The sequence below is a fragment of the Mesorhizobium sp. M0184 genome, from assembly GCF_040322215.1.
Classification (GTDB): domain Bacteria; phylum Pseudomonadota; class Alphaproteobacteria; order Rhizobiales; family Rhizobiaceae; genus Mesorhizobium.
In genome coordinates, this window is the sequence record NZ_JAMYSZ010000032.1 from 1 (window position 1) to 19,762 (window position 19,762).

At 62.7% G+C, this 19,762-nt stretch carries 20 protein-coding genes; 13 read left to right on the forward strand and 7 right to left on the reverse strand.

The window, feature by feature from the left end:
* Positions 1 to 133: 133 nt before the first annotated feature.
* Both NKJ23_RS28065 and NKJ23_RS28070 read right to left on the reverse strand, forming a co-directional pair.
* A complete protein-coding gene (locus NKJ23_RS28065; protein ID WP_023677104.1) occupies positions 134 to 661 on the reverse strand; it encodes a YciE/YciF ferroxidase family protein in 528 nt (175 codons plus the stop codon).
* 169 nt (positions 662 to 830) lie between these two features.
* Positions 831 to 1,562, reverse strand: coding sequence for a Crp/Fnr family transcriptional regulator (locus NKJ23_RS28070; protein WP_023677105.1), 732 nt, complete (start codon positions 1,560 to 1,562; stop codon positions 831 to 833).
* A 501-nt stretch (positions 1,563 to 2,063) separates the two neighbouring features.
* Between NKJ23_RS28070 and NKJ23_RS28075 the strand changes: the two genes are divergently transcribed.
* Positions 2,064 to 2,261 (forward strand): hypothetical protein, encoded by a 198-nt coding sequence (locus NKJ23_RS28075; protein ID WP_292655400.1) that lies wholly within the window; start codon positions 2,064 to 2,066, stop codon positions 2,259 to 2,261.
* A 260-nt stretch (positions 2,262 to 2,521) separates the two neighbouring features.
* Here NKJ23_RS28075 and NKJ23_RS28080 read toward each other — a convergent pair whose 3' ends face one another.
* A complete protein-coding gene (locus tag NKJ23_RS28080) occupies positions 2,522 to 2,686 on the reverse strand; it encodes a DUF3309 family protein (RefSeq protein WP_023677107.1) in 165 nt (54 codons plus the stop codon).
* Positions 2,687 to 2,994: 308 nt separating this feature from the next.
* Between NKJ23_RS28080 and NKJ23_RS28085 the strand changes: the two genes are divergently transcribed.
* Positions 2,995 to 3,306 carry a hypothetical protein gene (locus NKJ23_RS28085; RefSeq protein ID WP_023677109.1) on the forward strand — a complete coding sequence of 104 codons (312 nt, stop codon included), beginning with the start codon at positions 2,995 to 2,997 and terminating at the stop codon, positions 3,304 to 3,306.
* Positions 3,307 to 3,381: 75 nt separating this feature from the next.
* Here the strand turns inward: NKJ23_RS28085 and NKJ23_RS28090 are convergent, their stop codons facing one another.
* Entirely contained in the window at positions 3,382 to 3,624 is a 243-nt protein-coding gene (locus tag NKJ23_RS28090) for a hypothetical protein (protein ID WP_023677110.1), read from the reverse strand.
* Between the two features lie 233 nt (positions 3,625 to 3,857).
* Here NKJ23_RS28090 and NKJ23_RS28095 point away from each other — a divergent pair, with 233 nt between their 5' ends.
* Both NKJ23_RS28095 and NKJ23_RS28100 read left to right on the forward strand, forming a co-directional pair.
* On the forward strand, positions 3,858 to 4,412 hold the full coding sequence (locus NKJ23_RS28095) for a DUF4142 domain-containing protein (protein WP_352683850.1): 555 nt from the start codon (positions 3,858 to 3,860) through the stop codon (positions 4,410 to 4,412).
* Between the two features lie 247 nt (positions 4,413 to 4,659).
* Complete coding sequence (locus tag NKJ23_RS28100; protein WP_023677112.1) at positions 4,660 to 4,902, forward strand: hypothetical protein; 243 nt, start codon at positions 4,660 to 4,662, stop codon at positions 4,900 to 4,902.
* Between the two features lie 105 nt (positions 4,903 to 5,007).
* Here NKJ23_RS28100 and NKJ23_RS28105 read toward each other — a convergent pair whose 3' ends face one another.
* A complete protein-coding gene (locus NKJ23_RS28105) occupies positions 5,008 to 5,796 on the reverse strand; it encodes a DUF1236 domain-containing protein (RefSeq protein ID WP_352683906.1) in 789 nt (262 codons plus the stop codon).
* Positions 5,797 to 6,000: 204 nt separating this feature from the next.
* Here NKJ23_RS28105 and NKJ23_RS28110 point away from each other — a divergent pair, with 204 nt between their 5' ends.
* The 4 genes from NKJ23_RS28110 (at position 6,001) to NKJ23_RS28125 (ending at position 9,329) form a co-directional block, all read left to right on the forward strand.
* Complete coding sequence (locus tag NKJ23_RS28110) at positions 6,001 to 6,300, forward strand: DUF1236 domain-containing protein (protein ID WP_023677114.1); 300 nt, start codon at positions 6,001 to 6,003, stop codon at positions 6,298 to 6,300.
* Between the two features lie 345 nt (positions 6,301 to 6,645).
* The gene (locus NKJ23_RS28115; RefSeq protein ID WP_352683852.1) at positions 6,646 to 7,494 is read left to right on the forward strand and encodes a MetQ/NlpA family lipoprotein; all 849 of its coding nucleotides are present in this window, start codon (positions 6,646 to 6,648) and stop codon (positions 7,492 to 7,494) included.
* A 133-nt stretch (positions 7,495 to 7,627) separates the two neighbouring features.
* Positions 7,628 to 8,692 (forward strand): methionine ABC transporter ATP-binding protein, encoded by a 1,065-nt coding sequence (locus NKJ23_RS28120; RefSeq protein ID WP_352683908.1) that lies wholly within the window; start codon positions 7,628 to 7,630, stop codon positions 8,690 to 8,692.
* Complete coding sequence (locus NKJ23_RS28125; RefSeq protein ID WP_352468145.1) at positions 8,673 to 9,329, forward strand: methionine ABC transporter permease; 657 nt, start codon at positions 8,673 to 8,675, stop codon at positions 9,327 to 9,329. The genes NKJ23_RS28120 and NKJ23_RS28125 overlap by 20 nt, the downstream gene beginning before the upstream one ends.
* Before the next feature lie 38 nt (positions 9,330 to 9,367).
* Here the strand turns inward: NKJ23_RS28125 and NKJ23_RS28130 are convergent, their stop codons facing one another.
* Both NKJ23_RS28130 and NKJ23_RS28135 read right to left on the reverse strand, forming a co-directional pair.
* Positions 9,368 to 11,110, reverse strand: coding sequence for a hydantoinase B/oxoprolinase family protein (locus NKJ23_RS28130; RefSeq protein WP_352683854.1), 1,743 nt, complete (start codon positions 11,108 to 11,110; stop codon positions 9,368 to 9,370).
* A 1-nt stretch (position 11,111) separates the two neighbouring features.
* A complete protein-coding gene (locus NKJ23_RS28135) occupies positions 11,112 to 13,196 on the reverse strand; it encodes a hydantoinase/oxoprolinase family protein (RefSeq protein WP_352683856.1) in 2,085 nt (694 codons plus the stop codon).
* A gap of 218 nt (positions 13,197 to 13,414) precedes the next feature.
* On the opposite strand from NKJ23_RS28135, the gene NKJ23_RS28140 reads away from it, so the two are divergent.
* The 5 genes from NKJ23_RS28140 to NKJ23_RS28160 all read left to right on the forward strand — a co-directional run bounded on the left by NKJ23_RS28140 (position 13,415) and on the right by NKJ23_RS28160 (position 19,760).
* On the forward strand, positions 13,415 to 14,242 hold the full coding sequence (locus tag NKJ23_RS28140; protein WP_352683858.1) for a ferredoxin--NADP reductase: 828 nt from the start codon (positions 13,415 to 13,417) through the stop codon (positions 14,240 to 14,242).
* A gap of 163 nt (positions 14,243 to 14,405) precedes the next feature.
* A complete protein-coding gene (gene deoC, locus NKJ23_RS28145) occupies positions 14,406 to 15,455 on the forward strand; it encodes a deoxyribose-phosphate aldolase (RefSeq protein ID WP_352683860.1) in 1,050 nt (349 codons plus the stop codon).
* A 13-nt stretch (positions 15,456 to 15,468) separates the two neighbouring features.
* The gene (locus NKJ23_RS28150; RefSeq protein WP_352683862.1) at positions 15,469 to 17,841 is read left to right on the forward strand and encodes an aldehyde dehydrogenase family protein; all 2,373 of its coding nucleotides are present in this window, start codon (positions 15,469 to 15,471) and stop codon (positions 17,839 to 17,841) included.
* 175 nt (positions 17,842 to 18,016) lie between these two features.
* On the forward strand, positions 18,017 to 18,748 hold the full coding sequence (locus tag NKJ23_RS28155; RefSeq protein ID WP_352683863.1) for an SDR family oxidoreductase: 732 nt from the start codon (positions 18,017 to 18,019) through the stop codon (positions 18,746 to 18,748).
* Between the two features lie 166 nt (positions 18,749 to 18,914).
* Positions 18,915 to 19,760 (forward strand): fumarylacetoacetate hydrolase family protein, encoded by an 846-nt coding sequence (locus NKJ23_RS28160; protein ID WP_352683866.1) that lies wholly within the window; start codon positions 18,915 to 18,917, stop codon positions 19,758 to 19,760.
* Positions 19,761 to 19,762: the final 2 nt, after the last annotated feature.

Consider the following 19,762-nt stretch of genomic DNA (forward strand, 5'->3'; position numbering starts at 1 on the left):
CCCGCGCCACCTTTTCATCGCCTGGCTCCCCGGTCCGCCCCCCACCGAGGAAACAAATCATTAATCGGCGGGTCCGCCGCACTCCCCTCCCCCCGCAAACCCATTCCCGTGGCTCGGAGGGCGATCTGGTAGGTCAAGCGGCTTCTTGCATTGCGCGTTCGTTGACACCGCTTTCGCCGAGCTTGGAAAGCGCTTCGTCGGTCGCGACCTCTTCCTTGAGAGTTGCCCTGAGCAGCTCGACAACGTCGCTCTTGCCGAGTTCTTCCGCCCACGCGATCAAAGTACCGTAGCGAGCGATCTCGTAATGCTCGACGGCTTGCGCCGCGCCGACAAGCCCGGCGTCGAGCGCGGGAGCACCGTTATACTCCTCGAGCACTTCCGAGCCCTCTTCGATGATGCCGTCAATCGCCGGGCAGGTCTTGCCACGGGCCGGCTTGCCGAACTTCTCGAACACCTCCTCCAGGCGGTCGACATGTCCTTCGGTTTCCATGCGGTGTTTCTCGAAGGCGGCGGTCACTTCTTCCGACTCCGCGCCCTTGGCCATTTTAGGCAGCGCTTTCAGTATCTTCTTCTCGGCGTAGTAGAGGTCTTTGAGCCCGTCGAGGAACAGATCCTCAAGGCCCTTGCTTGCCGCCTTCGCGGCCTTTTTCGTGGTCGCCATGATCCTCTCCCGAATGGTTGGTGCCGCCTCGCAAAGTAGAGGCGTCCCATAACCCTCCGACGGGAAACAAGTTCCCTGACGGTCCGGGAGCTTTGAAAATTTTTCCGACCCGCCGTGTAGTGTCGCAAGGGGCCTCGACCTGCGGCAGCAATCGGCCAGGAAAGCGCCGTCAGCGCTCGCCGATATGCTCGACCAGGCGGGTATATTCGGCCTCGGCCAGGCCGTAGCCGCCATCCGCCAGTGCGACGAGACCATCGCGATCGCGAATGATAATTTCGCCGCGCCGGGACCGGATGAGCCCTCGCCCCTCGAGCAGCTGCAGCGCGACCGTGACACCCGGACGCCTTACGCCAAGCATGATCGACAGGAATTCGTGAGTGATCGTCAGCCGGCCGCCGTCCACCCGATCGTCACACATGAGCAGCCAGCGCGCCAGCCGGTCTTCAAGTTTCGATCGCGCGTTGACCAGCGCGGTATAGCCGGTCTGGACATGCAGATATTGCACGTAGCGCAGCAAGAACAGCCGCAGCGTCGGGCTTTGCGTCAGCGCCGCCTTGAACGGCTCGGCGTCGATCCTGGCGGCTTCTCCCGCCAGCTGCACATAGCAATCATGGACCGTACGGTCGTCGCCCATTATCAGGGCCGAGCCGGTCATACCTTCCAAGCCGACAAGGCCAACTTCCGCATCGCTGCCGTTCGGCATTTTCGCAACCACCGAACCGATGCCGTCCTCGAGGAAATAAATGGCCTCGATCGGGGATCCGGACACTTCGAGCGATTGCCGTAACTCCAGTGAACAGCGCTCGATGTGCGGCTCGAGAGATGCGAAATCGCCGGCGCTCATCCGGCGCAACAGCTTGTTTCTGTATAGATTTCTATTGGAAATTGCTGGATCAGACATAGCTAGCCCCAAAACAGGGCAAGAGCTTTTTTATCTCCCAGCCGTCCGCGCCCGGTATAACCTGCGGACGATAACGCTCATATAGGCACTGAAAGGTATGGAGCCTACTAAATAAAAAAATGAATCGATGCACGACAGTTTCTCCTGCCGCTTGCCTACGAAAACATCCGACTGAAAGTTAGAGTTGGAAACGTACCAAAGACGGTTTGGTACGAAAACGACAATTGAGGTCACCGGACGCGAAAGAGCCCGTCGCGAGGGATGCAACGGGCTCCATTCGGGCGTCGTGGGCTACGCCCAATGATCCAAATGAGGGGTGGGTTGGATCGCAGCAACAATGCAGGTGCAAGGCAGTCGTTCCCAAACTGTCTGTTTGGTAATTTCCGTACATTGAGTTTGGACGAGATCGGCGCTAATTGAATTGGAGTCGTCCACACAGACATGGCGAGTGGACGCTTGAAAGACGCTTCGCGCTTTCGCCCTTTTTCAAGGGAGGATGGCATGTCGATGCAAGGTGCAGCAACTCCAGCCGAACTGAGCGTGCTGAAAAAAGCGCTCGACGACTGCTGCCGCGAGTTGGGTGTTGCGGACGACAGTCCTGTCCGCGAGCGGTTGGCCGCCCGTATCATGTCGCTGTTCAACGAAGGCGTGCTCAGCGCCGATCTGAAAGAAGCGCTGGCCGCCGATCGCCAACACTAAGCTGCTGCTATGGTGGTGTCCTCGGTGCCGAAAGGTTCGGCACCGGGTCGGCCTTTTTAGCCAGGGATCCTGGTTGGCCAAGGATCATGGAAATCTTGTCTCCAAAACGCCCGGCGCTTGTTACCAAGCGGCAGGCGTTTTTGTCGCGAGCGTGACACTAAGGCGCGTCGCGTTCGACTGGCCTCATGCGATGCGCTTTAGGTTCCTGTTTTATGCATGTCGCTATCACAAAACCGCTGCACACTTTTGCGCGACGTGCATCAAATGCGCCCAAGCAGGACCAGGATAATGACGATAAGCAGCACCAGGCCGAGGCCGCCACCACCGTAATAGCCGGTGCCATAGAACGGTCCGCCGCCCAAGCCGCTGAAGCCGCCAAGCAAGGCAAGGACCAAGATTATGATGAGAATGGTTCCAAGGCCCATGATGTCTGCTCTCCTTGTTTGCGCTGCCGCCATTCGCATCAGCGCGTCGCATTGTACAAAGGTATGAACTCGCAAGAAGCATTCCTGTTCCGGCGGAACGGTAAGGCGTACGCTCATGCGGCGAGCAAAATGCCGGGCTGTGCCGTTAGAAAAGTCCACAGATGCGTGCCCGCGGAGAATGGCATGGCGGCCACCTTGAACACCTGAGAACATGCTGAATTCATAGGAAATTTGTCGGAACCTTCGCTCGCCCGAACGGTTGTTTTCGTAGTCGCAACGCGACGACCCTCGTAAAAAGGAGAAGCATCATGCTCACGAAAATTCTCGCAGCTTCGGCGCTTACGATCGGTCTGGCTACGTCAGCGATGGCGCAGAACGTCGGCGACCCTTCCGGAGCCGCTGCCGACGGTAGCGGGCGGACGATCGTAGTCCCGGATAATGGCGGCCCTGACACCGGCACGGATTCGACCATCACCAATAGCATTCGCGATTTCTCAACGACGAATTCGAATGCCGACCGGAATTGCCCGCCGGGCCCGCAGGGGGCTCTGCCCGATGCGACCGGCAAGGCTCCGGGCACGATGGCGCCGACGGTGAACGACAACCACTGCGGCAAGTAAGCGCCCGGTCATCACAGCCTGACGAGGCCGCGGAGCTTAAGCTCCGCGGCCGGCTGGTTTTGCCGTAAAATCAGCCTAGCGGCCGCGGTGGTCGAAGCTGACCGCGATATCCCGACCGTCCAGCGCCCGAACGATGAAGCCAACCAGCTCCTCGTCGGTTTGCCGGAACCAGGGAAAGCGTTTGCGCAAATCGGCTATGACGACGGTGGTCGAGAGAATGTCGCCGGAATGATAGTCGGCCATGATGGTATGAACGGCAGCGTCGGTGTCAATACCGATTCCTAGCGGCGACTTGATCTGCCCCACGGAAGCCTCCACCCATCTCTCCCAGCCAACGATAGCAAGACTGCGGCAAAGCGAAAGAGCTTGTACGATTCCGTACGATCTCGTGGCTTGCGTTGCACTTTGCAGGACGCAGCCGGCGTCTTTTGTTTTGCGTTTCCAAACCATTGTCTGGCGTGGCGGCGGCTGTGGCCGCCCCGACCAGGCAACCTCGCCGCAGCTTGCGCGTTGAGCCATCGGAGGGATGACATCAGTCTCGGAGAACCCCCATGAAAACCCTTCTATCCATCACTGCGGCAGCGATGATGGCAGGCGCACCTGTGGCTGCTTTTGCCCAATCGGCGACGCTGACGCCTCTAACGACCGACACCATGAGCAAGGTTGACACCGCGACGTTCGTCAAGACCGTGCCCATCGCCAATACATTCGAAATCGAATCGAGCCGACTTGCGCAGACGCAGGCGACTGCCGACGACTTGAAGGCATTCGCGGCGCAAATGGTCAGGGACCACACCAAGGCCGGCGAGGACTTCAAGGCGGCGCTCAGCAAGGGTCAGACGACTTCGGCCACCGCGCCAGCCGGCCCGTCGCTGGACACCAAGCACCAGGCGCTGCTCGACCAACTCAAGGAGGCCAGCGGGGACAGCTTCCAATCGAAATATATCGACATGCAGACCCAGGCGCATAAGGAAGCGGTGGCGCTGTTTTCCGCTTACGCGAATTCCGGCGACGATCCGGCGATGAAGGAGTTTGCCAAGAAGACGCTGCCGGTGCTGCAAATGCACGAACGTCATCTCAAGGACCTCGCTGCCGCGCATCAATGAGAGCGAAGAGTGCCTTTTGCAAACGAAAGGCCGCCCCACACACGGCCTGTGTGACGCAGCTGTCGTCCGGCCACACGGCCGGGAACAAAGCACCGAGAGTGCCGTTATTTATCCGGCTTGTTCGGGGAGGATCCAATGGAAGGCGGCATTCGCGGGGCCTCAAGGATAGTAGCGCCGGCTTTCGGCGCCGTCCTGGTCGCCGCTGTCACAGGCTGAAATCGCTTTCCGAACGGGACAGGCTGCCTTCATGCGCTACGGCGAGATATTTGCAAATGTTACGGCACTCATGTTGCTGGCCTTGATGATTGGCGGCGTCTTCGTCCTGTTTGGAGAGCCGCTGTGGCCGCGGCACTACGCGAGAATGGTGCTGGTTACGGATATCGATGCCATGACCACCGCGTCGGTCCGAACAAGCTGCGTGCCCAGTCCCTGCCTGCCCGACACCATCGATCACACCGTGCTCACTCCTCGCCCCGAGGACGGACCTTGATTTGCGATTTGCAGACGCTGGAGCCGGGTACGGAAAAGCCGCCGCCCGAGCTGCGCGGCGGGCTTTTTTGGTGCATCAACCCACGGTAGACCGTCTGGGCCACGACTAGGTCAGGATAATCACGATCTTGTAGGTATTCGGGTCGACGATGACGATCCGGCCGTCGGCGAGCACGAAATACTCATAGCCTTCGTAAGCCGGAACGATCTTGACGATGCGCGCCGGCAGGCGATGCAGCCGGACCTTCTTTCGCGGAACCTCGACACCGACAGAGATGTCGAAATCGACGCTGGAAACCGGTTGGACGTTCGTCTCCTTGATGACCTGCGTGATCTCCGTCTTCTGTTCAACGGTTACATTGTTGATGGACGCGGTCGAACTCTGGTCTTGCGTCTGCGTCGAGGCATTGCCCTGAGTCTGCTCGGTGGTCGTGGTCCCAGTCTTGCCCTGAGCCTGCTCCTCGGTCTTCATTTTCGTGTTGCCTTGGGTCTGCTCGGTGGTGGTGGGTCCGGCCTTGCCTTGGGCTTGCTGATCGGTCTTCATCTTTGTGTTGCCCTGGGCCTGCTGGTCAGTCGTGGCGCCAGCCTTGCCCTGAGCCTGCTCGTTGGTCTTCAGTTTCGGTTTGCCCTGGGCTTGCTGGTCAGTCGTTGCGCCGGCCTTGCCCTGGGCTTGCTCATCGGTCTTCAGCTTCTTGTTGCCTTGCGCCTGTTGATCAGTCGTAGCGCCGGCCTTGCCCTGAGCCTGCTCGCCCATTTTGGCGCCGTTCTGGCAATTGGCAGTGCCGGCTGCACAATTGGCGCCGGACTGGTCGTCGGTCGACTGCTGCGTCTGGGCAAGTGCAGCCCCGCAGCTGACGCTGATTGCTAGCATGCTGGTGATCAGAACGCCTTTCATGAGAGATCTCCTTGGAAAACGCGTCCCTTCACCGCGTAAAACCGCGGCTAAAAAACTTTGTTCCAAACTAATGGAGCGAAACGGCAAGCGATCCGAGTGGCGGAACAAGCTCCACCTGATGACGTTACCGGCCTATAGCGACCCCGCTGCGAACAGCATGACGCGGCGCAGCGCAGAGGTGGCTCACGACGAAAGGAGACGATCATGAGAATGCATCTTTCGGCAGCCGCGGCTGGGTTCTTGCTGCTTGCGGGTATTGGCGCCGCTGCCGCTCAGGACGTGGTCATCGAACCGCAGCAGGAGACGATCGTACGCGAGTATGTGAAAAAGCAGCCTCTGGCGTCCGTGCAGCTTCCCGGCGTGGAGCTCAATGTCGGCTCGACCCTGCCCGATACCGTCGAGCTTCATGAGGTTCCCGACGTCAAATACCGCTATGTCGTCGTCGACAATCGGACCGTCCTGGTCGATCCTGGCACGCGCAGGATTGTAAAGGTCATCGAGTGAGCAAGCGCGTCGCTTTGAAGGGACATGCGGCGCGTCCAGCATTGTCGACATCCCACACTGCTGCCCGTGTTGGGCATTCGGACGCAGAAAGGCCCGCCGCTTCGAAGCGCGGCGGGCCTCATAGCGGAGACGACGTCCGGACAATTTCTGAACCAGCATTGGCTTAGAACGCATGATCCCAGCACGCCCTGTGCTCGCCAGGCCCGAAACTTTGAGAGAATATTCCTGGCTTCGCATTTCGCGGGAAATACGGTGCTTTGATCCGACGGTCAGCATTCCCGATGATGCCGGCAAGGCTTGGCACTCCGCCTGGCCGCAACGACTTCAGAACCGACGGGATAGATCATGTCTGGGAATACCAACACTTTGCTCTCATTTCTCTCCGCAAGTATAAACCGGCGCGCCGGTCTGGCTGTACTTTTCGCGTCGGCGGTTGGGATTGTCGGCCTTGCTGCGCCGTCGTTCGCCGAAGACAAGACGGCGGTCAAGGTCGGCATCATGAGCGGCGAGGACGAGGATGTGTGGCGCGTCGTCACCGCCCAGGCGGCGGAGAGGGGGCTGACGATCGAGACCGTGGTGTTCAACGACTACACCCAGCCGAATGAAGCACTCGAGCGTGGCGAAATCGACGCCAACGCCTTCCAGCACAAGCCCTATCTCGACAACCAGATCAAGACGCAGGGCTATCACATCGTCCCGGTCGGCTATACCGGGGTCTGGCCGATCGGCCTCTATTCCAAGAAGTACACGAAGATTGCCGACCTGCCCGAAGGCGCCGTCATTGGCGTGCCGAACGACCCGTCCAATGAGGGCCGCGCACTGCGCGTTCTGCAGAGCGAAGATCTGATCAAGCTCAGGGAAGGCACCGGCATTCTGGCTACGACGACCGACATTGCCGAAAACCCGAAGAAATTGGTCGTCAAGGAGCTTGACGCCGGGATTGTCGGGCGCTCGGTGGAAGACCTCGACGGGGCCGTGGTCAACACGGATTGGGCGCTTAAAAGCGGCCTCACACCGGAGAACCGCATCGCCCAGGAGGCGGTGGCCGACAATCCCTACCGCAACTTCATCGCGGTCAAGGCCGGCAATGAAAACCAGCCCTGGGTAAAGACATTGGTCGCCTCCTACCAGAACGAAAAGGTGAAGGCCGAATTCGACCGAGTCTACAAGGGAACCGGCATCAGCGCCTATTGATACCGAGCTCGACTTGGCGCTGAAGCCCGGCATGATAAAGCGGTCCGCGCTCCAACGCGGACCGCGATCGCGTTTTGCGGGCACGAATACAGGAACTTTCATGAACCAGCATTTCGCCTCGGTCACCGAAGTCATGCATCCCGTCGGCGGCCGCTCCGCGGGACCGAACGATGTCGTGCGCCTCATCGAGCTGAAGCGCTGCTTCGGCGCGACAGCGGCGCTGGACGGCGTATCGCTCAGCGTGCGCCAGGGCGAGATCCTCGGCATCATCGGCCGGAGCGGCGCCGGCAAGTCGACGCTGATACGCTGCCTGAACGGCCTGGAGCGGCCGGATACAGGACAGGTCTTCATCGAAGGCCGCGACATCAGCCGGCTCGGCGAGCGCGAATTGCAACCGCTGCGCCGGCGTATCGGCATGATCTTCCAGCATTTCAACCTGCTGTCTGCCAAGACGGTCGAAGACAATGTAGCGCTGCCGCTCAAGATCGAAGGCCGGCCCAGGGCCGAACGCCTGGCGCGCGCTGCCGAGCTGCTCGAGCTCGTCGGCCTGTCGGAGAAGGCGAAAGCCTATCCGGCGTCGCTGTCGGGCGGGCAGAAGCAGCGCGTCGGCATTGCCCGGGCGCTTGCGGCGCGCCCGGCGCTGCTGCTGTCCGACGAAGCGACCTCGGCATTGGACCCGGAGACGACGCGCTCCATCCTCGCCTTGCTCAGAGATATCAACCGGCAGCTCGGCCTGACCATCCTGCTCATCACCCATGAGATGGAGGTGATCCGTTCGATCGCCGATCGTGTCGCGGTGATCGACGCTGGGCGGATCGTCGAGCAAGGGCCGGTGTGGTCGGTGTTTGCCGATCCGAAGTCGGCGATCACACAAAGCCTGCTCGGCGGCATCCGGCCGCAATTGCCGGCGGAGATCGCAAGCCGGCTAACGCAGAACGCCGGCGTGGAGGCGATCCTCAGGATCGACGTGGCGGGTGAGGCCGCCCGAAGCCCGCTTTTGTCCGATCTTGCCTCGGCAGTTCCCGGCTCGTTCCGCCTCGTGCATGGCGGCATCGATCACGTCCAGCAGCAGCCTGTCGGGACACTGTTCGTGGCGGTCGCCGGCAGCAATGAAGCTCACCTGGCAGACGTGATCGCGTTCTTGAAAGCCCGCCAAGCGCGGGTGGAGGTGCTTGGCCATGTCGCCGGTTCTGTTTGAGCTTCTCGTCCGTTCGATCTGGGAAACGATCCTGATGACGGCCGCCTCCGGCCTCATCTCGCTGGTTTTCGGGCTGCCGCTCGGCCTGGCGCTGGTCGCCACCGACCGCGGCGGTATCGCCGAAAACCTGTGGGTGAACCGCGCGCTCGGAGCGGTCATCAACGGCTTCCGCTCGGTGCCTTTCATCATCCTGCTGGTTGCGCTGATCCCGGTGACGCGGCTGATCGTCGGCACCTCGATCGGCACCTGGGCAGCGATTGTGCCGCTGTCGATCGCGGCGACGCCCTACTATGCCCGGATCGCCGAAGTGTCGCTGCGCGAGGTCGACCACGGGCTGATCGAGGCAGCACGCGCCATGGGCGGCAACCGCTGGACGATCATTCGAGAGGTGCTGGTGCCGGAAGCGTTGCCCGGCATCGTCGCCGGCTTCACGGTGACGCTGGTGACGCTTATCGGCGCCTCGGCCATGGCTGGCGCCATCGGCGCCGGCGGGCTCGGCGACCTCGCCATCCGCTACGGCTACCAGCGCTTCGAGACGTCCGTCATGATCGCCGTTGTCATTGTGCTAATCATCCTGGTCTGCGGCATCCAGTGGGCCGGCGACCGGCTGGTCGCGAGGCTGGATCACCGCAACTGATCGTTGGTCGCAAATAACGGAAATCCGGGGCCGCGCCGTCAGCCGGCGCGCCTCTTTTCCGTGGCTGCCCGGTCGATCCCCAATCCATCCGCCGAGAGAGCGACGTCGAACTTTTCGGCGGCTTCTGCGGGCGTGTAATAGCCCAGCGCGACATCCCTCGACACCAGATCGGCGTCCCGCTGCAACGGATCGCCGTAGCCGCCGCCGCCCGGCGTGCTAACGCGCACGCGGTCGCCTGCCTTCAGCGCGATGTCCTGTTCCTTGGAGAGGTGCGGCGGCACATGTTCCTTGCCGTCGCGGAACACGGTGACCGTGTTGACCGCGCCGTCCTTGCCGCCGAGCGCGCCTTGCGGGCCGAAGCGGCCATGATCCATGACGAAGGAGGCACGGGCGTCGCCGCGCAGGATCTCGACCTCATAGGCGAGGCCAAACCCGCCGCGGTGCTTGCCGGCGCCGCCCGAGCCTTCGCGTAAGGCATAATGCCGGTAGAGCACCGGGAAGGCCTGCTCCATGATCTCGACCGGCGGCGACTTGGAGATGCCGATGGTAGAGCAGCCATTGGTCAGGCCATCGTGACCGGCATTGCCGCCATAGCCGCCCCCGGAGATCTGATACATGACATAATCGCGGCCGCGCGCCGGATCGTTGCCGCCGAGCGCGAAATTGCCGCTGGAGCCGGCGGGGGCCGCCGTCACCTTGTCCGGCAGCGCCTGCACCATCGCCGCGAACACCGCTTCGGCGATGCGCTGCGAAACCTCGGCCGCGCAGCCCGATACCGGGCGCGGATATTTGGCGTCTAGGAAGGTGCCTTCCGGCCGCTTGACGATCAGCGGCTCGAAGGCGCCAGCGCTGATCGGCACGTCGGGGAAAATGTGCCGCATGGCGAGATAGACCGAGGACAAGGTCGTCGCCAGCACGCTGTTCATCGGCCCAGCGCAGGGCTTTGACGAACCGGAGAAGTCGAAGCTGAGCGTGTCGCCTTTTTTCTCGACGGCCAGCGCGATGACCAGCGGCTCGTTGACCACGCCGTCGGAATCAACAAAGGCCTGCGACCGGTAAATGCCGTCGGGAATGGCTGATATGTTCGCGCGCATCTGTTCGGCGGCGCGGCGGCGAAGTTCGGCGATCGCATCGACGACCGTTTCATCTCCGTAACGATCCAGGATTCCGTTCAGTCGGTCCTGACCGATCAGCAGTGCCGCCGCTTGCGCCCGGATGTCCCCAATGCGCTGGTCGGCGACACGGATGTTGGAGCAGATGATGGCGTAGATCTCAGGGTCGAGCACGCCCTTCTTGAACAATTTCACCGGCGGCAGCCGCAAGCCTTCCTGCTCCACCGCCGTTGCCGAGGCGGAGAAGCCGCCCGGCACCGAACCGCCAATGTCGGGCCAGTGGCCGGTGTTCGAAAGCCAGCAGAATATTTTGCCGTCGCGGTAGACCGGCATGGCGAAGCGCACATCCATGAGATGGGTGCCGCCGAGATAGGGATCATTGACGATGTAGATATCGCCCGGCTTGGGCGGCAGGCAGCGTCCGTCGGCGATCATCTCGATCACGGTTTTGGTCGAATACTGCATGACGCCGACGAACACCGGCAGGCCTTGGCTGCCTTGCGCGATCAGCGAACCATCGACTGCCGAATAGATGCCATCCGAACGGTCATTGGCCTCGGCGATGACAGGCGAGAACGCGGCGCGCGAAAATGTCAGGTCCATTTCGTCGCAGACTTGCTGTAGCGCCGCCTGGATGACCGAAAGGGTGATGGCGTCGAGTTTTTCCATCTCAGGCCTCACCGATATCGATGATGATGTTGCCGTCGGCATCCGATCGCGCCCGATCGCCGGGCTCCAGCACAGTCGTCGCGTCCATCTGTTCGAGGATCGCCGGACCTTCGATTGTTGCGTCGAGCGGCAACTTCTCTCTGCTGTAGACCGGCGTGTCGTACCGGCGCCCGCCATACCAGACAGGCCGGATCTCGCGCCGCGCCTCTTCGAGCGTTTTGGCGCGCCCAGCCGGGTCGATCAGCCGGGACAGATCGATTGCCGGCCGCACGCCGGTGACCGAGGTGTTGAGGTTGACCAGATTGGCGCGGATTTCCGGCAACTGGACCTTGAAGCGGGCGAAATAGGCCTTCTCGAACAGTTGCTGCAGTCCCTCGCGTGTCACCGCAGACGACGGCAGCGGCACGTTGATGATATGCGTCTGGCCGACGAACTGCATGTCGGCGGAATGCGTGACGCGGATCATTTCCGGCTTCACCGCCTCCTTGCCGATCAGCTCTTTGCCTTCGTTTCGGTGCCGTTCCAATGTCTCGTGGAGTTGGATTTCATCGAGACTGGCTACCGGCTGGTTGACCGTATTAACGAAATCATGGCGCAGATCGGCGACGACGCAGCCGAGCGCATTGGTGATGCCCGGCCGCGCCGGCACCAGCACCTTGGGCAGGCCGAGCTCGCGCGCCAGTGCCGTCGCATGCAGCGGCCCGGCGCCGCCGAAGGCGAACAGCGCGAAATCGCGCGGGTCGTGGCCGCGCGACACCGAGACCATGCGGATGGCGCCGGCCATCTTCACGTTGCCGAGTCGCAGCACCGCACCCGCCGCCTCGACGCCGGACAAGCCTGTGGCGCGGCCGATCCTGTCCTCGAATATGCCGGTGACCCGTTCGACGGTGACCGGGTTTTCCACCGCGAGCAGCTTCTTCGGCGCCAGCCTGCCGAGCACCAGATTGGCGTCGGTGATGGTCGGCTCCAAGCCGCCGTGTCCGTAGCATATCGGGCCGGGATTGGCGCCGGCGCTTTCCGGGCCGATCTGGATCAGGCCTGCCGCATCGACGTGGGCGATTGAGCCGCCGCCGGCGCCGACCGTATGCACCGCCACCATCGGCACGTGGATCGGCATCGCATACTCGATCTCGATCTCGTTCGACACCGCCGGCTCGGCGTTGCGGATCAGCGCCACGTCGGTCGAGGTGCCGCCCATGTCATAGGTGACCAGGTTTTCGAAGCCGGCGCGTTTTCCCGTATAGGCGGCAGCAATGACGCCGGAAGCGGGGCCGGACATGACAGTTTTGGCCGACTCACGTGTGACAAAGCGGGCCGAGATCATGCCGCCATTGCCGTTCATGATCAGGAAGTCGCGGGCGTAGCCCTTTGACGCCAGCTCCTTGCGCAGCCGCTCGACATAGCGTTCGAGGATCGGTTGCACCGAAGCGTTGACCGAAGCGGTCACCCCGCGCTCGAATTCGCGCGCTTCCGAAAGCAGGGCGTGGCCTGTCGTGATGTAGCCATTCGGCCAAAGCTCGGCCGCTATCTCGGCGGCGCGCCGCTCATGCGCCGGGTTGGCGTAGGAGTGCAGGAAATGGATGACGAGGGATTCGCAGCCGGCTGCGATCAGTTGTGAAATCGCTGTCCGCATCTCGGCCTCGTCGAGCGGGATGCGCACCGCGCCCGAGGCCTCGACCCGCTCCGACACTTCGAGCCGCAGATTGCGCGGAATGATCGGGACGAAGGTGCCTGTCATGCCATAGGCCTGCGGCCGTGTCCGCCGGCCAAGCTCGATGACGTCGCGAAAGCCGCGCGTGGTGATCATGCCGGTCTTGGCCAGCCGGCGCTCCAGGACCGCGTTGGTGGTGGTCGTCGTGCCGTGCACGATGAGGTCGATGCCGTCGACCGGAAATCCGGTGGCGCCAAGTGCCGAAACGACGCCGAACGCCTGGTTGTCGACCGTCGTCGGGGTCTTGGCGATGTGCACCCGGCCGCCGTCACGGCCGTCGATCAGAAGCAGGTCGGTAAAGGTGCCGCCGACATCGATGCCGGCGACGACGCCGCTAGTCGAATCCAGCGCTTGCGCCGAAAAATTCTGTCCCATTGTCGAAACCCGAAATGCCCGAACTGCCTACATGCCTCAGTTTGGAAAGCTGTTTTACGGCGGCGTCTTGACGCAAATATCGTTTGTATACTAATAAATTCCGGACACAAGAGCTTACCGCTTCGGAGTGTGCAAACGGCACGCTGGAACCTGACCGGTTCGGGCGCGCAGGTGAAGATTTGGCGCGGGCGCTGAGCTGGCCCGGAAGGTTAGGTTTGATGAACACCACATCCGCGTTCAACACTGCCGGAGCCCGGCCGTTGCAGTTCCCGATACCGGCCAATGTCTATGCCGAAACCGTCGTCTCGGTGAAGCATTATACCGACCGGCTGTTTTCGTTCCGCATCACCCGGCCGCAATCGCTGCGCTTCCGTTCCGGCGAGTTCGTCATGATCGGCCTGCCCGATGCCGAGAAGCCGGTGTTCCGCGCCTATTCGATCGCCAGCCCTGCCTGGGACGACGAACTCGAATTCTTCTCGATCAAAGTGCCGGACGGCCCGCTCACTTCGGAGCTGCAGAAGATCCAGATCGGCGACACCGTCATCATGCGGCAGAAGTCGACCGGCACGCTGGTGGTCGACGCGCTGACGCCGGCCAAGCGCCTGTTCATGATCTCGACAGGTACCGGCATCGCGCCCTTCGCCAGCCTGCTGCGCGATCCCGACACTTATGAGAAGTTCGAGCAGGTGGTCCTGACCCATACCTGCCGCGACAATGCCGAACTCACCTACGGCCAGGAGCTGGTGGCAGCACTTGAGAACGACCCGCTGATCGGCGAGCTGACCGGTGGCCGCGTCACGCTCTACAATTCAACGACGCGTGAGACCTCCGGGCGCATGGGCCGCATCACCGCGCTAATCGGCTCGGGCAAATTCTACAGCGATCTCGGCATCGACAAGCTCAATCCCGAGACCGACCGCATCATGATCTGCGGCTCGATGCATATGCTCAAGGACGTCAAGGAACTGGCTGAAAGCCACGGCTTCCAGGAAGGCTCGCTGCATCATCCGGCAAGCTTCGTCGTCGAGCGCGCCTTCGTCGGCTGAGACGCGGCAATTCAGCGTCCACTGGTTTGAGACCCTGATTTTGATCATACGGTCAAAAATCGGCTGCCTTGACTGCCTTTTTCCGCTATGACCGCTTGAAAGACTCGTGAAGCGCTGCTTCACGGTCTATCTTCGGCATAAGTCGCTGAACAAGGGGCAGGAGATGAGCAGCACAATCCGCGAAACCGACGTCGGCACATCGAAGGTCACGCCGCTGCCGGCGCGCGCCGCCGCCAATGCACCAATCCCGCAAGCCCATGGCATTGCTCGCAATCCCGGCATGAGGCTCGATCTCGGCTTCATGGAATCGATGCGCGGCGTCAACCGCTCGGCGCTGGAACGCCGCGTCGCCAGCCTGACCAAAAGACGCTCGATCAAGGCCGATAATCAGGCCGCCTGGCTGCTGCGCGCCGTCGCCTGCATGGACCTGACGACGCTGAACTCGAACGACACGGAAGAGCGCGTGCGCCGGCTCTGTGCCAAGGCGGTCAACCCGTTCCGTCGCGACATCGTCGACGGGCTGGGCATTACTGGTGAAAGGATCCGCCCGGCGGCGGTCTGCGTCTATCAGCCCTTCGTCGCCACTGCCGTTGAAGCGCTGCGCGGCAGCGGCGTCCATGTCGCCGCCGTTTCCACGGCTTTCCCGCATGGCCTTGCACCGCTTTCGACACGTCTGCAGGAGATCGAAGCATCGGTAAGGGACGGCGCCGACGAGATCGACGTCGTCATCCCGCGCGGCCTGGTATTCGGGGCGAAATGGCAGGAGCTCTATAACGAGATTGTCTCGATGCGCGCCGCTTGCGGCGAGGCCCATCTGAAGGTGATCCTCGGCACCGGCGACCTCGCGACGCTGCGCAACGTCATGCTCGCCTCGATGGTGGCGATGATGGCGGGTGCAGATTTCATCAAGACCTCGACCGGCAAGGAGAGCGTCAACGCGACGCTGCCGGTCGGCCTTGCCATGGTGCGCGCCATCCGCGCCTATTTCGAGGAAACCGGCTATCTCATCGGCTTCAAGCCGGCCGGTGGCATTTCCACGGCAAAAGCCTCGCTCGATTGGCTGGTGCTGATGAAAGAAGAACTGGGCCGGCCGTGGCTGGAGCCGGAGCTGTTCCGCTTCGGAGCATCGAGCCTTTTGACCGACATCGAGCGCCAGCTCGAGCATCATCTGACCGGCCACTACTCGGCCAATCATCGCCACGCGATGGCGTGATTCGGAGCGCGCCATGAACATTCTCGAACGCTATCATGCCATGGAATACGGCCCGGCGCCGGAGGCGCGCAACGAGGCCGATGCGTGGCTTGCCGCGCGGGATTTCGGCAAAGCGCTGTTTATCGGCGGCGACTGGAAGGCAGCCAGCGGAGGCAAAACCTTCGACACCAGCGATCCGTCCTCGGGAAAGCTGCTGGCCAAGGTGTCGGATGCCGGTGCCGCCGATATCGACGCGGCGGTTTCGGCCGCCACAAAAGCGCTGCCGAAATGGAGCGCCAGCACCGGTTATCAACGCGCCAAACTGCTCTACGCCATCGGCCGCGCCATGCAGCGTCACCAACGCCTGTTCGCGGTGCTGGAATCGATCGACAATGGCAAGCCGATCCGCGAAAGCCGCGACATCGACGTGCCGCTGGCGATCCGCCATTTCATCCATCATGCCGGCTGGGCGCAGGCGCTGGACAGGGATTTTCCCGGCCACAAAGGCGTCGGCGTCGTCGGCCAGATCATCCCGTGGAACTTCCCGCTCTTGATGCTCGCCTGGAAGATCGCGCCGGCGCTCGCCGCGGGCTGCACCGTGGTGCTCAAACCCGCGGAATTCACGCCGCTCACCGCGATCCTGTTTGCCGAGATCTGCGGACGCGCCGGCGTGCCGAAGGGCGTCGTCAACATCGTCCAGGGCGGGCCGGAAGCGGGTCGGGCCATCGTCAACCATCCCGGCATCCAGAAGATCGCCTTCACCGGTTCGTCCGAGGTCGGCAAGATCATCCGCAAGGCCACGGCCGGTTCGGGCAAGAAACTGTCGCTGGAGCTTGGCGGCAAGTCGGCCTTCGTCGTTTTCGAGGATGCCGATCTCGACAGCGCCGTCGAGGGGCTGGTCGACGGCATCTGGTTCAACCAGGGCCAAGTCTGCTGTGCCGGCTCGCGCCTTCTGGTGCAGGAAGGCATCGCCGATGCCTTCATCGCCAAGGTCAAGACGCGGATGAGCCGGCTGCGCGTCGGCAGCCCGCTCGACAAGAACACCGATATCGGCCCGCTGGTCGATTTGACCCAGCTCGATCGCGTCAAGGGCCTGATCGCCGAGGGCGCCAAGCAGGGCGCGATCTGCTGGCAGCCGGACTCGGCACTGCCCGCCGCGGGCTATTACCATCTGCCAACGCTGGCGACCGGTGTTTCGCCGGCTAACATCTTGGCGCAGGAAGAGGTGTTCGGGCCGGTGCTCGCCACTATGACCTTCCGCAACACCGAGGAAGCGGTCGAGCTCGCCAACAACACGCGCTATGGCCTGGCCGCTTCGGTGTGGAGCGAGAACATCAATCTTGCCCTACACGTCGCGCCGCAATTGAAGGCGGGCGTCGTCTGGGTCAACGGCACCAATATGTTCGACGCCGCCTGCGGCTTCGGCGGCTACCGCGAGAGCGGCTTTGGCCGCGAAGGCGGGCGCGAAGGCATGTTCGAATATCTCTCGGCAAAACTGCCGCTCGGCCCGATCATCAAACCGGCAACGTCTTCGGCCCAACCTGTCGAGCAGGCGGAAGGTGGCGCCATCGACCGCACGGCAAAGCTGTTCATCGGCGGCAAGCAGGTCCGGCCGGACGGCAATTATTCCTTCGCCGTCGCCAGCGCCAAGGGCAAGCTTGCCGGCGAGGTCGGTCTCGGCAACCGCAAGGATATCCGCGACGCCGTCGCGGCCGCGCGCGCCTGCAAGGCCTGGCCGGAGGCGGCCGCCTACAACCGCAGCCAGGTGCTCTATTACCTGGCCGAAAACCTTTCCGGCCGCGCCGACGAGTTTGCTGTGCGCCTCACCCAACTTACCGGCGCGACCGCCAAGGCGGCGCGTGAAGAGGTCGAACTGTCGATCGAGCGCCTGTTCCTCTATGCCGGTCTGGCCGACAAATTCGAAGCCCGCGTCCACCAGCCGCCGGCCCGCGCCGTCACGCTGGCGCTGCACGAACCGGTCGGCGTCGTCGGTATCGTCGCGCCGGACAATGCGCCTCTGCTTGGCCTGATATCGCTGGTGGCGCCGGCGCTCGCCATGGGCAACACCGTGGTCGCCGTGCCGTCCGAAAAATACCCGCTGCTTGCCACCGACCTCTACCAGGTCATCGAATATTCCGACGTTCCGGCAGGCGCCATCAATATCGTCACCGGCCGTAGCGCCGAGCTCGCCGGCGTGCTGGCCAAGCATAACGATGTCGACGGGCTCTGGGTATTCGCCGATGCCGAGACTTGCGCCAAGGCCGAGGCCGAGTCCATCGGCAATCTCAAACGCGTCTGGACCGGCGACGGCCACAGCCTCGACTGGGCGTCGAACGAAGCAGCCGGCGATGCCTTGCTGCGCCGTGCGATCGAGGTCAAGAACGTCTGGGTGCCCTACGGCGACTGAGTGCCCCGGAGAGACGTCCGGGCTTGACGGGCCAAAAGATGTTCTTTACCGAGAAAAAACATTTGGCTGGCAGGCGAATATCGAAACAGGCGGGATGGTAGTGCCCGCCTGGCACATTGCGCCCCGGCCTTGCGCCGGTAAAGCCGAACGACCACAGACGGGCGAGGAGAAAAGCATGGCGGATCTGACAGGCAAAATCGTTGTCGTCACGGCGGCGGCGCAAGGCATCGGCAGGGCGAGCGCGCTGGCGTTCGCCAAGGTCGGCGCCGTCGTCCATGCCACCGACATCAACGAGGTGGTGCTCGCCGACCTCGGCAAGACGCCCGGCATCAAGACCCGCAAGCTCGACGTGCTGAACGACGAGGCGGTGAACGCCGCTTTTGCCGAGATCGGCGCCGTCGACGTGCTGTTCAACTGCGCCGGCTTCGTCCATTCCGGCTCGATCCTCGAGATGAAGGACGGCGATCTCGACTTTGCCTATGATCTCAATGTCCGCTCGATGATCCGCACCATCCGCGCCGTGCTGCCCGGCATGCTGGAGCGCGGCGACGGCTCGATCATCAACATGGCGTCGCTGGCCAGCTCGACCAAGGGCGTGCCGAACCGCTTCGTTTACGGGCTGACCAAGGCAGCCGTCATCGGCCTGACCAAATCGGTCTCCGCCGACTATGTCGGCAAGGGCATACGCTGCAATGCGATCTGTCCGGGCACGGTCGAAAGCCCGTCGCTGCAGGACCGCATGCATGCGCAGGGCGACTACGAAGCAGCTCGCGCCGCCTTCATCGCCCGCCAGCCGATGGGCCGGCTCGGCACGCCCGAGGAAATCGCCGATCTCGCCGTCTATCTGGCCGGCGCAACCTATACGTCGGGGCAAGCTTATAATATCGACGGTGGCTGGTCGATCTAAGAGGCCATTTGAAAACCCTACTCCGCCGGGCGCCTGACGCGGCTTTCTGCGCTTCCGGTGCTCACGTACTTTAAGTACGCTCCGCTCCGGTTCTCGAAACCCACGCCATTCGCCGCAGCGGAGCGAGTTTGCAAACGGCCTCTGGTCGCAACTGGGAGAAAACTGCATGAAACTGCTGCGCTATGGCGAGGCGGGGAGCGAACGCCCCGGCCTGCTCGATGCCGATGGAACGATCCGCGACCTCTCCGCCCATGTCACCGACATTGCCGGCAAGGCGCTTGACCCGGCATCGCTCGAGACATTGTCGAAGCTCGACCCGAAGACGCTACCGGCGGTTTCCGGCAAGCCGCGGATCGGCGCCTGCGTCGCCGGCACCGGCAAATTCATCTGCATCGGTCTCAACTATTCCGACCACGCCGCCGAAACCGGCGCCACCGTGCCGCCGGAGCCGATCATCTTCATGAAGGCAAGCTCGGCTATTGTCGGGCCGAATGACGACGTGCTGATCCCGCGCGGCTCGGTGAAGACCGACTGGGAGGTCGAGCTCGGCGTGGTGATCGGCAAGACTGCAAAGTATGTCACCGAGGCCGAGGCGCTGGATTATGTCGCCGGCTATTGCGTCGCGCACGACGTCTCCGAGCGCGCCTTCCAGGCCGAGCGCCAGGGCCAGTGGACCAAGGGCAAGTCCTGCGACACGTTCGGGCCGATCGGCCCGTGGCTGGTGACCAAGGACGAGGTCAAGGACCCGCAGAACATCCCGATGTGGCTGACGGTCAACGGCAAGACGATGCAGAACGGCTCGACCAAGACCATGGTCTTCGGCGTCGCTTATCTCGTCTCCTATCTCAGCCAGTTCATGTCGCTGCACCCGGGCGACATCATCTCGACCGGCACGCCGCCCGGCGTCGGCCTCGGCATGAAGCCGCCGGTCTTCCTGAAGCCCGGCGACGTGGTCGAGCTCGGTATCGAGGGGCTGGGCATCCAGAAGCAGACGTTCAAGGCGGATGCGTAGGC

Coding starts and splice junctions, on each gene's coding strand:
- NKJ23_RS28065 (WP_023677104.1), bottom strand. CDS start 661: ATGGCGACCACGAAAAAGGCCGCGAAGGCGGCAAGCAAGGGCCTTGAG.
- NKJ23_RS28070 (WP_023677105.1), bottom strand. CDS start 1,562: ATGTCTGATCCAGCAATTTCCAATAGAAATCTATACAGAAACAAGCTG.
- NKJ23_RS28075 (WP_292655400.1), top strand. CDS start 2,064: ATGTCGATGCAAGGTGCAGCAACTCCAGCCGAACTGAGCGTGCTGAAA.
- NKJ23_RS28080 (WP_023677107.1), bottom strand. CDS start 2,686: ATGGGCCTTGGAACCATTCTCATCATAATCTTGGTCCTTGCCTTGCTT.
- NKJ23_RS28085 (WP_023677109.1), top strand. CDS start 2,995: ATGCTCACGAAAATTCTCGCAGCTTCGGCGCTTACGATCGGTCTGGCT.
- NKJ23_RS28095 (WP_352683850.1), top strand. CDS start 3,858: ATGAAAACCCTTCTATCCATCACTGCGGCAGCGATGATGGCAGGCGCA.
- NKJ23_RS28100 (WP_023677112.1), top strand. CDS start 4,660: ATGCGCTACGGCGAGATATTTGCAAATGTTACGGCACTCATGTTGCTG.
- NKJ23_RS28105 (WP_352683906.1), bottom strand. CDS start 5,796: ATGAAAGGCGTTCTGATCACCAGCATGCTAGCAATCAGCGTCAGCTGC.
- NKJ23_RS28110 (WP_023677114.1), top strand. CDS start 6,001: ATGAGAATGCATCTTTCGGCAGCCGCGGCTGGGTTCTTGCTGCTTGCG.
- NKJ23_RS28115 (WP_352683852.1), top strand. CDS start 6,646: ATGTCTGGGAATACCAACACTTTGCTCTCATTTCTCTCCGCAAGTATA.
- NKJ23_RS28120 (WP_352683908.1), top strand. CDS start 7,628: ATGCATCCCGTCGGCGGCCGCTCCGCGGGACCGAACGATGTCGTGCGC.
- NKJ23_RS28125 (WP_352468145.1), top strand. CDS start 8,673: ATGTCGCCGGTTCTGTTTGAGCTTCTCGTCCGTTCGATCTGGGAAACG.
- NKJ23_RS28130 (WP_352683854.1), bottom strand. CDS start 11,110: ATGGAAAAACTCGACGCCATCACCCTTTCGGTCATCCAGGCGGCGCTA.
- NKJ23_RS28135 (WP_352683856.1), bottom strand. CDS start 13,196: ATGGGACAGAATTTTTCGGCGCAAGCGCTGGATTCGACTAGCGGCGTC.
- NKJ23_RS28140 (WP_352683858.1), top strand. CDS start 13,415: ATGAACACCACATCCGCGTTCAACACTGCCGGAGCCCGGCCGTTGCAG.
- deoC (WP_352683860.1), top strand. CDS start 14,406: ATGAGCAGCACAATCCGCGAAACCGACGTCGGCACATCGAAGGTCACG.
- NKJ23_RS28150 (WP_352683862.1), top strand. CDS start 15,469: ATGAACATTCTCGAACGCTATCATGCCATGGAATACGGCCCGGCGCCG.
- NKJ23_RS28155 (WP_352683863.1), top strand. CDS start 18,017: ATGGCGGATCTGACAGGCAAAATCGTTGTCGTCACGGCGGCGGCGCAA.
- NKJ23_RS28160 (WP_352683866.1), top strand. CDS start 18,915: ATGAAACTGCTGCGCTATGGCGAGGCGGGGAGCGAACGCCCCGGCCTG.